Annotated in this window: 11 protein-coding genes; 7 read left to right on the top strand and 4 right to left on the bottom strand. The window is 74.2% G+C overall.

Going from position 1 to position 12930, the window contains the following annotated elements:
* On the top strand, positions 1-1299 hold a 1299-nt coding region (locus F6X68_RS23175; protein ID WP_151456259.1), incomplete at its 5' end, for a glycosyl hydrolase family 18 protein.
* A gap of 158 nt (positions 1300-1457) precedes the next feature.
* Here the strand turns inward: F6X68_RS23175 and F6X68_RS23170 are convergent.
* Positions 1458-2546: a DUF4037 domain-containing protein gene (locus F6X68_RS23170; protein WP_151456258.1), complete on the bottom strand. Its 1089-nt coding sequence runs from the start codon at positions 2544-2546 to the stop codon at positions 1458-1460.
* A 113-nt stretch (positions 2547-2659) separates the two neighbouring features.
* On the opposite strand from F6X68_RS23170, the gene F6X68_RS23165 reads away from it, so the two are divergent.
* From F6X68_RS23165 to F6X68_RS23150, 4 genes are all read left to right on the top strand, one after another.
* A complete protein-coding gene (locus F6X68_RS23165; RefSeq protein WP_151456257.1) occupies positions 2660-2887 on the top strand; it encodes a DUF3040 domain-containing protein in 228 nt (75 codons plus the stop codon).
* Positions 2888-2939: 52 nt separating this feature from the next.
* Positions 2940-3860 (top strand): 5'-3' exonuclease, encoded by a 921-nt coding sequence (locus F6X68_RS23160; protein ID WP_151456256.1) that lies wholly within the window; start codon positions 2940-2942, stop codon positions 3858-3860.
* Positions 3861-4127: 267 nt separating this feature from the next.
* Positions 4128-4799, top strand: a complete 672-nt coding sequence (locus F6X68_RS23155; protein ID WP_151456255.1) for a hypothetical protein — start codon at positions 4128-4130, stop codon at positions 4797-4799.
* Between the two features lie 216 nt (positions 4800-5015).
* Positions 5016-5450 (top strand): hypothetical protein, encoded by a 435-nt coding sequence (locus F6X68_RS23150; RefSeq protein WP_151456254.1) that lies wholly within the window; start codon positions 5016-5018, stop codon positions 5448-5450.
* 8 nt (positions 5451-5458) lie between these two features.
* Here the strand turns inward: F6X68_RS23150 and F6X68_RS23145 are convergent, their stop codons facing one another.
* The 3 genes from F6X68_RS23145 to F6X68_RS23135 form a co-directional block, all read right to left on the bottom strand.
* On the bottom strand, positions 5459-7108 hold the full coding sequence (locus tag F6X68_RS23145; RefSeq protein WP_225852379.1) for a triacylglycerol lipase: 1650 nt from the start codon (positions 7106-7108) through the stop codon (positions 5459-5461).
* A gap of 223 nt (positions 7109-7331) precedes the next feature.
* Positions 7332-8216, bottom strand: a complete 885-nt coding sequence (locus F6X68_RS23140; RefSeq protein ID WP_151456253.1) for an MHYT domain-containing protein — start codon at positions 8214-8216, stop codon at positions 7332-7334.
* 165 nt (positions 8217-8381) lie between these two features.
* Positions 8382-11177, bottom strand: a complete 2796-nt coding sequence (locus tag F6X68_RS23135; protein ID WP_151456252.1) for an RNA helicase — start codon at positions 11175-11177, stop codon at positions 8382-8384.
* Positions 11178-11263: 86 nt separating this feature from the next.
* Between F6X68_RS23135 and F6X68_RS23130 the strand changes: the two genes are divergently transcribed.
* Complete coding sequence (locus tag F6X68_RS23130) at positions 11264-12037, top strand: HAD family hydrolase (RefSeq protein WP_151456251.1); 774 nt, start codon at positions 11264-11266, stop codon at positions 12035-12037.
* Between the two features lie 60 nt (positions 12038-12097).
* On the top strand, positions 12098-12808 hold the full coding sequence (locus tag F6X68_RS23125) for a TetR/AcrR family transcriptional regulator (protein ID WP_151456250.1): 711 nt from the start codon (positions 12098-12100) through the stop codon (positions 12806-12808).
* Positions 12809-12930: the final 122 nt, after the last annotated feature.

Below are 12930 nucleotides of genomic sequence, written 5' to 3'. Positions count from 1 at the left end.
CTGGCCCCCGCCCCCGCGCAGGCCGCCGCGCTGCCCAACGACTTCCGCAGCGTCGGCTACCTGCCGTCCTGGACCGGCGACGTCAACGCGGTGCAGTACGCCAAGCTGACCCACGTCAACTACGCGTTCGTGCTGCCCAACGGCGACGGCAGCCTCCGCCCGGTGGAGAACCCCGCCAAGCTCTCCCAGCTGGTCTCCCGCGGCCACGCCAGCAACGTCAAGGTGTCGATCGCGATCGGCGGCTGGAACAACGGCGACGACTCCGCCTTCGAGGCGCTCGCCGCCAACGCCGGCAGCCGCACGACGTTCGTCAACAACGTCGTCAACTTCGTCAACCAGTACAACCTCGACGGCGTCGACATGGACTGGGAGTACCCGGACCCGGGCGCCTCGGCCACCAACTACACGGCGCTGATGCAGCAGCTGGCCGGCGCCCTGCACAGCCGGGGCAAGCTGCTCACCGCCGCCGTCGTCTCCGAGGGCTGGTACGCCGAGGGCGTGCAGCCGGCCGTGTTCGGCCACGTGGACTGGCTCAACATCATGGCGTACGACGGCGGCAGCCCGCACGCCAACTACGACTGGTCGATCAACGCCGTCAACTACTGGAAGTCCCGGGGCCTGCCCGCCCGCAAGGCGGTACTCGGCGTGCCGTTCTACAGCCGACCCGGCTACCACACGTACGCCGCACTGGTCGCCATGGACCCGGCCAACGCCAACCGCGACTGCACCACGGTCGGCGGGACCCAGCAGTGCTACAACGGCATCCCGACGGTCAAGCGCAAGACCCAGTGGGCCATGGCCAACGCCGGCGGCATGATGAACTGGGAACTGAGCCAGGACACCACCGGCGCCACCTCCCTGGTCAGCGCCATCTACGACACCGCCACCGGCGGCACCACCCCGCCGCCCGTCGGGCGCACCGGCCCGATCACCGGCATCGGCGGCAAGTGCGTCGACGCGGCCGCCGCCGGCACCGCCAACGGCACCGCCGTGCAGCTCTACGCGTGTAACGGCACCAACGCCCAGAGCTGGACGGTGGGCGCCGACGGCACGCTGCGCGCCCTCGGCAAGTGCGCCGACGTGACCAGCGCCTCCACCGCCAACGGCGCCAAGGTGCAGCTGTGGGACTGCAACGGCACCGGCGCGCAGGTCTGGCAGGCCCAGGCCAACGGCACGCTGCGCAACCCGGCGTCCAACAGGTGCCTCGACGCCACCGGCAACAGCTCCGCCGACGGCACCCGGCTGCAGATCTGGGACTGCTTCGGCGGCGCCAACCAGGTCTGGCGGCTGCCCGCCTGAGCGGCACGGGCCCCGTCACCGCCTCGGCGGGGCGGGGCCCCACCGCGCCGGCACCGCCCGCCATCGGCTGGCCCTCGGCACCACCCGCACGTCGGCCCGGCCCCGTGCGCCGCCGATCCGCAGCGACAGCCGCCATCTCCCCCTCGGCCCGGCCCGCGTCAGCCCGGTCGGTCCGCCGCGACCGGCAGCGCGGCGGCGAGCCGGCGGACCCGGTGCGCGTGGGTCAGCACGTCGACGCTGTCGACGTACTGGTCGACCGCGCCGAGGGGCGGACGCCCGCGCAGCACCGGGTCGGTGATGGCGGCCCGCAGCGCGCCGGCGATCCGACCGGCGTCCAGGACCAGGAACGGCCGCCGGTGGAAGGGCCGGGACCGGGCGCGCACCGGGGCCGCCAGGCCGGTGTCGTCGGTCCGGGCGGCGAGGGCCTCCAGCGCCCGGACCAGCCCGTCCTCCCGCCTGCGCCAGTCGCCCGGGCCGAGCGCGTCGGCCAGGGCCGCGACCAGGGGCGCCGCGTCGGGCAGCCGGGCGAACAACGTGCCCAGCCACTTGTCGTACGGGGGCCAGCGGCGGTGCAGCAGCAGGCCGAGCCGCATCAGGTCCCGGGCCAGCCCGGCGGCGACCACCCGGCTGCCGAGCTCGTCGCCGGTCTCGGCACAGCGCCCGGGCAGGTGTTCGGCCTGGGCGACGCGGGTCCACGCGGCGGCGAGCACGTGCCGCCACACGTCGTCCGGGTACCACGCCAGCGCCGCCCGGGCCCCGGTCAGCGCGCCGTCGAGACCGTCGTGGAACACCTCGCCGCCGGTCACCTCGGCCAGCCGCTGCGTCGGCGTGGCCAGCCAGTCCGCCGTGGTGACGCCGGCAGCGGGGTCGAAGCCCAGCCGCTCGCGCCACCAGCCGCCCGGCTCGTCGATCGTGACGCCGTGGCGGCTGCCCGCCCGGTCGGCGACCCCCAGCCGGCCCTCCCCGGTGAAGCGGGTGGGCCAGCCGAGGAACTCCGCCGGCAGGTCGGCGTCCAGCGCCGCGCGCAGCTGCGGGATCCGCGCCGCGTCGGCCGCGCCGACGAAGAGCTGCCCGCGCGGCCCCCAGTCGTGGTCGGTGGAGCGCGGGGTGTCCAGGCCGAGCAGCTCCGAGCCGCCGTCGAGCAGCCCGGCCGCGTACCGCAGGTCGGGGAAGCGTCGACGCAGGATCGGGGCGAGCACCTCGTCGTGAAACCGGCGGCCGAGCGTCAGGCCCGCAACGAACGTCACACCGGCAAGTCTGCGCGCGGAGCGGCGTGCCCGCAGCCCGGTTTCGCCGCCGGCGGCCGTACGCGCCGATAGGCTGGGCGCGGACGGGTCGCCGACGGAGAGGACCGACCGCCGTGGCAGCGACGGACCGGGAGCGCCCCGCGACCCGACGCCGCCGGCTGCTCTGGGCGGGCCTCCTCGCCGTCGCGGGCCTGGTGCTGCTGGCCGTCGGGGTGACCGTCGCCGACGGCACGGCGGCCTGGCTCGAGGTGTCGGTCGCGATCGTGCTGCTGCTCGCCAGCTACGGCCTGCAGTACGTGGCCCGCCGCGAGACGCTGTACCGCGACCACGAACGTCCCTGACCCGCCGCGCCGCGCCCCCTGATCGTCGGTGGGGTGTGCCAGGCTGTCGAACGTGGCACAGCGACCCCCGATCCTGCTCATCGACGCGCCCAGTCTCTACTTCCGGGCCTACTTCGGCATTCCCGAGTCGGCGGCCCGGGCCGCCGACGGCAGCCCCGTCAACGCGGTGCGCGGCTTCCTCGACATGCTGGCGAGCCTGATCCGCACCCGCCGGCCCGACCGGATGGTCTGCGCGATGGACCACGACTGGCGGCCCGACTGGCGGGTGGCGCTGCTGCCGTCCTACAAGGCCCACCGGGTGGCCCCCGAGGGCGGCGAGGTGGTGCCCGACACGCTCAGCCCGCAGGTCCCCCTGATCCTGGAGGTGCTCGACGCCGTCGGGATCGCCCACGTCGGCGCCACCGGCTACGAGGCCGACGACGTGCTCGGCACCCTCTCGGTGACCCAGCCGGCGCCGGTCGAGGTGGTCTCCGGCGACCGGGACCTGTTCCAACTCGTCGACGACGCACGCCCCGTGCGGCTGCTCTACGTCGGGCGGGGCGTGGCCAAGCTGGACGACTGCGACGACGCCGCGGTGCGCGCCCGCTACGGGGTGCCGGCCGACCGCTACGCCGACTTCGCCGCCCTGCGGGGCGACCCCAGCGACGGGCTGCCCGGGGTGGCGGGCGTGGGCGAGAAGACGGCCGCCCGGCTCGTCGAGCGCTACGGCGACATCGCGGGCATTCTGGCCGCCTTGGACGAGCCCAACTCCGGCTTCGCCCCCGGGCTGCGCACCAAGCTCGCCGCCGCGCGTGACTACCTGGCCGTCGCGCCGCAGGTGGTCCGGGTCGCCCTCGACGTGCCGCTGCCCGAGCTGGCCACCGAACTGCCGACCGAGCCGGCCGACCCCGACCGGCTGCTGGAGCTGGCCGGCGAGTGGAACCTGGCCGGCTCGGCACGCCGCCTGGTCGACGCCCTCGCGCAGCGCGCCTGACCCACGTCCGCGCGGCCACGGGGCAGGCCCGTGGCCCCGGTGTGGGCGCCGGAGCTGTCCCGGCACACCGTCTCGACGCCGGGTGCTCGCGCGGCCACGCCTGCAAGGTGTCGGCCCGACGGTCGGGCGACACGTCGATGCGCTCACCCGTCATCGCGCGATCAGGGCGGTGGCGCAGCGCTGCCGGTGTCGCCAATCCGTCGGTCTCCGCACGGGGTGTGCCACGTAGCGTCGTAGCGACCGATCAGTTGCGTGGAAGGAGCCCTCATGACTGAGCTCGCCGCACCGCAGCTCGTGGTGAACAGCCGGATGATCTATTTCGGCTGGGTTCCGGCCGACCCCGACGCCGTTGCCGCGTTGGTGCCGCAGGGCCTCGAGCCGGCCCCGAACCGGCAGGTCTTCATGAACCAGTACGTCGTTGACGACGCCGTGCAGACCTCCGGCTTCGGCGCCTACTCGCTGACGTATCTCGGTCCGGACCTGTCCGGGGTCGACGCCCCGGACGGGGTGACCCCCGGCCGCTGGTGGACGCACTACGTCAACTCCAGCCCGGTGGTCCGCGACTACGCCGTCGCGCGGGGCGCCCCGGCGAGCGCCGGTACCACCACGATCGAGGTGAAGGGGCATCGGCTGGTCGCCACCACCGAGGCGGACGGCGTACCGGTGATCCGCACGACGGCCCGGGTCGGACGCACCGGTGACGCCGTGAACCGTGGACAGCTCCGCTACCTGACCCGGCTCGACGGCAGGCTGCTGAGCGGGAACTACCCCTTCGTCGCGGAGCCGGTCGATCCCTTCGGGATCGAGTCGGTGGAGTTCCTGGCACCCGACCACCCGGTCCACGCCCTGCGTCCCGCCGAGCCGCTCGAAATCGTGTGGGGCTTCTATTCACCGCGCTCGTCCTTCGCCTACCCCGGCGGTGAGTCGGCGCTCGACTGAGCGGGGGCATCCTCGATCACAGCCCCAAAGCCAAGATCCTCACCGCCGCGCACCGCGGCCAGTGGCGCGACGCCCCGGAAACCTCCCGGTCCGTCCCTGAGCCAACAGGCTCCGCTACCGGCGGCGGGGCAGGGCGAGCCTCGATAGCCTGGTGGAATCCCCTGCGGCGGCTCGGGTACGGGCTGCACGGCGGCGGAGACGACGGGCGGAGGAAGCATGCCGGGAGACGGGCCGGCTCCGGACGGCATCGGCCCGGACAGCGAGCGACGGAGCCGGCGCTACCTGGCGGCGGTGCTGTTGGGCGCGGCCGGGGGGATCGACTTCCTCACCGGGCTCGCCATCGTTCCGCTCGAGCCGTACGTCGACATCGCCAGCGCGGAGATGTTCCACCTCGACATCACCAGCTGGGGCTGGGTCCGACTGGTCGGCGGGGTGGCGACCGCCGTGGCCGGGCTGGCGGTGCTCGTCGACCGGCGCGCCACCACCGTCGCGGCGATCGTCACCGCAACGGTGGGCATCGGGCTCGGCATCCTGCTGCTGCCGTACCGTCCGCTGGCGGTCTGGATGACGGCGGCGCTCGCCGCCGTGGCCCTCTGGTTGCTCGCCGGGCAGCTGCGCGCGGCGAGCCGGACCCCCGCTTCGCGGGTCTGAACTGGTTGTCAGTCTGGTTGCCGCAGCGGACGGCAGTAGAGTGCCGTCGAGAAGGCCGGCGTGCCGGACGGCACGGTGGGTTCCCAGACCGGGTTGATGCGCAGCGCCAGGTTGGGTGCGTGCCAGGCCGCACCCAGCCGCTCCAGGAGGCCGTACTCCCGGCGCCGGACGTTGACATCCTCGCCGGCGAGAAAGTCGATCAACTGGTCCTCGATGACCGGGCGACCGATGAGCCCCCCGTGGAAGGACGGTGCCTCGACCGTCGGGATGCGGATGTACGGGTCCGGTGGCGCCTCGGACGCGGTGACCGTCGGCAGGAAGGCGATCGCCCGGACCCCCGGGACGGGACACATCATGTGCAGGCGGAAAAAGGGCCCGTCTTCGTCCATCAGTGAGCGGATGAACGGCTCGTCCGGCGTGGTGGCGGCTGTCCTGCCGACCTGCGTGACAGCGAACATCCCCCGCAGCAGCCAGCCGGCGGCCAGACCCCAGCCGGTGCTGACGTCCGGGGGTGGGTAGTACGCGCGTCCGGCGCGGACCAGCGGGCTGAACATCGCCAGTGCCTGCACCCGCGGGTCCGGCCGATCGCCGAGGTAGCGCCGGGCCACCATCGCCCCCTCACTTCGGCCGACCAGGGCGATGGGCCTGCCGGTCCGCCGATGCAGCGCGTCCACCTGCGCGGCGAGCAGTTCCGCGCTGGAGTCCAGCGACCGGTGGGTGTCATACCGCCGGTACGGCAGCGGGCGGCCACCCGCGTCCAGGCCAGCGTATGAGAACCACTCGGCCGCCGGGTCCCCCAACGGGCGGCCGTCGTACGCGGATTCGTGCCCGGCCAGCAGGATCACCGCGTAGCGCACCCTCGCGGGCAGCGGCCGGTCGAAGACGGGCGGGACGAAGGTGTTCCGTTCGTGGCGGGGCGAGGTGATCACCTGCGACACCAGCGGAGTGGCCAGCGCGAGCACCACAGCGATCGGCACCACCGGCACCCGCCGCCACCGTACCCGCGGCTGCAGCACGGCCGCCCGCACCGTCCGGTTCCACAGCAGGCCGTTGGCCGCGCCCGCGCCCGCGGCGACGAGCGGCGTCATCAACGCGGGAACCTGCCACACCGCGCCACCGGCCACCGAGATCACCACGAAGTCGAGCAGCGACCAGCCGACGAGCTCGGCCGAAGGCAGTCCCCGCCACAGGCCCCGGCCCACGGCCATCCGCTGCAGAAAGGGGGCGAGGAGGATCATGGGAATCAGCGAGGCGAACAGGAACCAGGACAGCGACACCACCGACGCGGCGACCGCATACGCGGCGAACGGTAGGACGAGGACCGCCGTGAACGCCGCGACTTCGAGGTTGCGCCGCGCCAACGCCCGGAACGGCGGCCGCCGTACGCCTGCCGGCCAGGCCAGGCCGACCAGGGCCGCGGAGTAGAGCCCTCGCAGCACGATCGCGCCCAGCAAGAGGAGCCCGAACATCAACCAGGAGTTGTGGTAGACCAGCAGCCAGCGCATGTCGTGGTACGAGTCGTACGGCCATACCGCAGAGCTCTGTGGTATCAGACCCTGCGCATTGCGGAACGGTATCCAGACAAGGATGACGGCCGCGACCAGGGGCATCGCCGCAGCGAGCCCGAGCAGCGCCAGTAGCCGGCGGGTGGGTCGCACGAGTCCTCCTTCGACACGCGGGCCTCTGCGCCGACTCTCCCTGGTACCGGCTGGCCGCTGAGCCGTATGCCCGAAAATCAACCGCTCCCACGACCTCGATCCGGCCGACACCACCTCGTGGTCGGCGGCGGTGCGCTCATCGTGGTGGCAGCCCGCGCCATCGACCAGCAAGCGCCGCCCGCAGTGCCGCGGCACGGCGGGCGGCGTCGACCCGCTGGACGGGTCAGCGCGGCGGGTTGCCCCGGCGGGACGGAAACGGGGTGCCCGGCTGGCCGAGTGTGGACCGGGCCCGCAGCCCCACCGGGTCCGGCGCCGGCGGCGGCGACGCCTCGGCCGGCTCCTGGCCCCGCAGGTCGTCGAAGTACGCGGTGGCGGCCCGGTCCTCGGCGGTAGGGGCGGCCAGCAGCGCGTAGACCAGCCCGACCACGCCGAACACCACCGCGAGGATGATCGGCACGAGCAGGGTGCTGACGCCGGCGCCGGACACCTCGCCCTGCCCGGCGTGCCGATGCACCGACATGGCGCTCATCCCGGTGAAGTGCATGCCGTTGACGGCGACGCCCATCAGCAGCGCCGAGCCGACGATCGCCAGCCCCCGGCGGACGGTCATCGCCAGCCAGAGCGCCACCGTGGCCGCGACCACCGCGATCACGACCGACAGCACGACCCGGGTGGTGTCGTAGTCGATCCGACCGTTGAGCCGCATGGCCGCCATGCCGGTGTAGTGCATCGCGGCGACCCCCGCCCCCGTGAACAGGCCCCCGGCGAGCAGCCGCACGGCGGAGAACCGCCCGGTGCCGACGATGGCCAGGCCGATGCCGACCGCGATCACCGCGATCATCGCGCTGGCCACGGTGATCGGCACGTCGTACCGGATCCGGGTGCCCTCGACGGCGAAGCCGAGCATCGCCATGAAGTGCATGGTCCAGATGGCGGTGCCACCGATGGCCCAGGCCGCCAGGGTTCCCCACCAGGCACGCTGGCCCGCGCTGCCCGCCGTGCGGATCCGGCCCGCGCAGATCAGCCCCAGGGCCGAGCCCAGCACCGACAGCGCGTAGCTGAGCGCGGGGGTGATCCACCCGTACTCGAAGTGATTGATCTCCGCCACGGCGGCCTTCTCCCAGATCGTTCCACCGACGCGCGATCCCGCGCCGCAGCAATGATCAGGGATGCCGTGACCAGGCACGACGGCACCCCCCGGACAATTCGGGGGGTGCCGTCGCGGTGACTAAGCGATGCGTCGATTTCGATATCTGGTAACGGACAGTGACGGTCAGGCGGGGGCGTGGTAGGCCAGCACACCCCGGTTCACGGCGCCGATCGCCTGCCGGGCGGTGGACCTGAGCTCCGCCGGGGCGCCGCCGGAGTCGGCGAGCTGGCCGAGCAGGTCGACCACCTGCCGCGCCCAGCGGACGAAGTCGCCGGCCGGCATCTCGCCGTCGATCTCGTGGCCGCTGCCGAGGACCTTCGCGAGCGCCTCGCCCCGCGCCCAGCGGTAGACCGGCCAGGCGAAGCCGAGGTCGGGCTCCCGGGTGACGGTGAGGCCCCGGGCCGCCTCGTCGGCCTCGATCTCGCTCCACAGCTTGAGCGTCTCGTCGACCGCCTCGGCCACGGGGCCGCGCGGCAGCGACGCCCGCTCGTCGACGTCGCGGCGCGCCTCGAAGACCACCACGGAGACCGCCGCCGCCAGTTCGGCCGGGGAGAGCCCGTCCCACACCCCGCGCCGCAGGCACTCGGCGACCAGCAGGTCCGCCTCGGTCCAGATCCGGCCGAGCATCCGGCCGGCGTCGGTCACCGCGCCGTCGGGCGCCAGGTAGCCCCGGGCGGTGAGCAGCGCCACGATCCGGTCGAACGTGCGCGCCAGCGAGCCGGTCCGGCCGGCCACCCGCTGCCGCAGCTCCTCGGTGTCGTTCTCCAGGCGGCGGCGCCGCTCCGCCCAGCGGGCGTGCTCCTCGCGGTCGGGGCAGGCGTGGCAGGGATGCCGGCGCAGCTCGGTGCGGAGCTGGCTGAGCCGGTGGTCCTCGCCGACGGCCTGCCGGGACCGGCCGCCGCGGCGGCCGCCGTGCCGGTCCAGCCCGGTGCCGCTGACCTCGGCGGCCAGATCGCGCCGGGCCGCCGGGGACCGGTGGTTGAAGTGCTTCGGCACCCGGATCCGCGCCAGCACCTCGGCCGGGGTGGTGAAGTCCCCCGGGCTGACCCGGCCCGCCCAGCGGTCCTGGGTCAGCACCAGCGGCCGGGGCTCGCCGAAGCCGCCGGTGGCCGGGTCGAGCACGACGGCCAGGCCGGCCCGCCGGCCCGACGGCACCCGGATCACGTCGCCGATCCGCAGCCGCTCCAGCGAGGCCACCGCGGCGGCCTTGCGCTGGCTCTGCCCCTGCCGGGCGATCGCCCGCTCCCGCTCGCCGATCGCCACCCGCAGCGCGAAGTACTCGTCGAAGTCGCCGTGGTGGCAGGCCGCCTCCGCGCCGTACGCCTCGATGGTCTCGGTGTTGCGCTGCACCTGCCGGGCCAGGCCGACCACCGAGCGGTCCGCCTGGAACTGGGCGAACGAGGACTCCAGCAGCGCGCGGGCCGGCTCGGCGCCGACCGTGCCGACCAGGTTGACCGCCATGTTGTACGACGGTCGGAAACTGGACCGCAGCGGGTAGGTGCGGGTGGAGGCGAGACCGGCCACGTGCCGGGGGTCGGTCTCCGGGGACCAGACGACGACGGCGTGCCCCTCGACGTCGATGCCCCGCCGGCCGGCGCGGCCCGTGAGCTGGGTGTACTCCCCCGGCGTCAGGTCGACGTGCGCCTCGCCGTTGTATTTCACCAGGCGTTCCAGCACGACGCAGCGGGCCGGCATGTTGATGCCCAGGGCGAGCGTCTCGGTGGCGAAGACCGCCTTGACCAGGCCCCGGACGAAGAGCTCCTCGACGACCTCCTTGAACACCGGCAGCATGCCGGCGTGGTGGGCGGCCAGGCCGCGTTCGAGGCCGTCGAGCCACTCCCAGTAGCCGAGGACGGTCAGGTCCTCGCCGGGGATGGCGGTGACCCGCGACTCGACGACGCGGCGGATCTCGGCCCGCTCCTCGGGGGAGGTGAGCCGCAGGCCCGCGGCGAGGCACTGCTGCACGGCGGCGGCGCAGCCGGCGCGGCTGAAGATGAACAGGATCGCCGGCAACAGCCCCTCCCGGTCGAGCCGGTCGACGATGTCGGGGCGCATCGGGCCGCGCCAGCGGGGCCCGCGCCGGCCGCCGCCGGGACCGGCGCTGCGCCCCTCGCCGAGCTCGAGGCGGCGCATGGTGTCGCGGGTGTAGCGCAGCAGCTCGGGGTGCACGTCGTGCTTGCGGGCGGCGTCGGCGTCGTGGAACAGGTCGAACATCCGCTTGCCTACCAGCATGTGCTGCCACAGCGGCACCGGGCGGTGCTCGCTGACCACCACGGCCGTCTCGCCGCGCACGGTGACCAGCCAGTCGGCGAACTCCTCGGCGTTGGACACGGTGGCCGACAGGGAGACCAGGGTGACCGAGGCGGGCAGGTGGATGATCACCTCTTCCCACACCCCGCCACGGAACCGGTCGGCGAGGTAGTGCACCTCGTCCATCACCACGTAGGCCAGGCCGTCGAGGGTGGCCGAGCCGGCGTAGAGCATGTTGCGCAGCACCTCGGTGGTCATCACCACCACCGGGGCGTCGCCGTTGATGGCGTTGTCGCCGGTGAGCAGCCCGACCTGCTCGGCGCCGTAGCGGTCGACCAGGTCGTGGTACTTCTGGTTCGACAGCGCCTTGATCGGGGTGGTGTAGAAGCACTTGCGCCGGCGGGGCGGGGCGGCCCCGTCGCCGGCCGGGGGCGCCGGCGTGCCGCGCAGGGCCAGGTGTACGGCGAACTCGCCGACCACCGTCTTGCCGGCACCGGTCGGGGCGCAGACCAGGACGCCGCTGCCCCGTTCCAGCGCCTGGCACGCCTCCCGCTGAAAGTCGTCGAGGTCGAACCCCAGATCGAGGGCGAACTCGTCAAGTGCCGGGAACTGTGAGGCCTGCGCGGCCCGGCGGCGCGCCGCTGCGTACCGCTCGGCGGGGCTCGACATGCCTCCAAGATTAATGCGTGCCGCCGACAGCCACCGGACAAGGCCGACCGGCAGGGGGGTCGGAGGCGGTCGGTAGGGTGCACGACGTGCCGGATCATGCCGAACCGCCCCACGCCTCGCGCGGCGCCGACGACGCCGTCCGCCCGGGTCCGTCCCGCCGGCCGGTGGAGGCGGTCCTGCTCGACTTCCACGGCACCCTGGCCCAGGTGGAGGAGCCCCGGGACTGGGTGCTCGCGGCCGCCGCCGCCTGCGGGGTGACCCTGGAGCGGATGCGGGCCACCGCGCTGGCCGACCGGCTGCTGACCGCCGGCCGGGCGGGCGGGCCGCTGCCCACCCGGGTGCCGCCCCGGCTGGCCGAGCTCTGGGCCGACCGGGACCTCTACCCGTACGCCCACCGCGGCGCCTACACGGGGCTGGCCGAGACCGTGGACGCGGGCATCGAGGGCTTCGCGGAGGCGCTCTACGAGCGGGTGCTGGTGCCCGAGGGCTGGGTGCCCTACCCGGACACCGCGGCGACGCTGGACGCGCTGCGGGCCGGGGGCGTCCGGGTGGCCGTCGTCAGCAACATCGGCTTCGACATCCGGCCGCACTTCGAGGCCTGGGGGCTGGCCGGGCTGGTCGACGCGTTCGTGCTCTCGTACGAGGTGGGGCGCTGCAAGCCGGACCCGGGGATCTTCCTGCGCGCCTGCGGGATGCTCGGCGTCGATCCGGAGCGGACGCTGATGGTGGGCGACACCCCGGCCGACGCGGGGGCCGTCGCGGCCGGGTGCGCGGTGCTGGTGCTGCCGGCCGCCGAGGCGGGTCGGGCCAACGGGCTCGGCGCCGTGCTGGACCTGGCCGGCGTCGAGCAACAGCGCTAACGACATGCCGACAGCACCGTTAACACCTGGCGCTAACGTGAAGGCGTTATCGTCGCTGCCATGATCACCGAGACGTCGCCCCGGGACCGGATCGTCCGGGCCGCCGCCGCGCTGCTCGCCGAGGGCGGCCGGGAGGCCGTCTCCACCCGCGCGGTCAGCCGGGCGGCGGGGGTGCAGGCGCCCACCCTCTACCGTCAGTTCGGCGACATGCGCGGCCTGCTGGATGCGGCGGCCAGCTACGGGTTCGCCGCGTACCTGCACGCCCAAGCGGCCGGGGACCTCGCCGACGACCCGGTCGACGAGCTGCGCCGGGGCTGGGACCTGCACGTCGGCTTCGGCGTGGCCAACCCGGCCTTCCACGCCCTCATGTACGGCGACCCCCGCCCCGGCGAGACCCCGACCGCGGCCCGGGTCGCGGCCGACATCCTGCGCCAGCTCGTGCACCGGGTGGCCGAGGCGGGTCGACTGCGCACGAGCGTCGACCAGGCGACCGAGATGCTGCACGCCACCGCGTGCGGGGTCACCCTCACCCTGATCCGGACGCAGCCGCCAGGGCGCGACCCGGCCCTGTCGACCCGGACCCGGGAGGCGGTGCTCGCCGCCCTGGTCACCGACTCCCCCGCCGCCCGGGCGACCTCCCGGGCCGACCGTCCGGTCCGGCACGCGGTGGCGCTGCGCGCCGCCCTCGACACCCTCACCACGGATTTCACCCCCGCCGAACGAACCCTGCTGGCCGAATGGCTAGACCGCATCACCCGCACAACCCCCTGACCACGCCCTCGACGCCCTCGACTGGTCGATCATGCACTTCTGGTGCCGGTTTTGCGGGCATACGCGGCTTGTGCGGGGCACCGCGACTGCATGATCGGCGCCGGAAGGGAAGGAGGGAGGAG

This window comes from Micromonospora sp. AMSO12t (genome assembly GCF_008806585.1).
Taxonomy (GTDB): domain Bacteria; phylum Actinomycetota; class Actinomycetes; order Mycobacteriales; family Micromonosporaceae; genus Micromonospora; species Micromonospora reichwaldensis.
The sequence above is the reverse complement of the archived record's forward strand: the minus strand, read 5'-3'. Positions and strand labels throughout refer to the sequence as shown.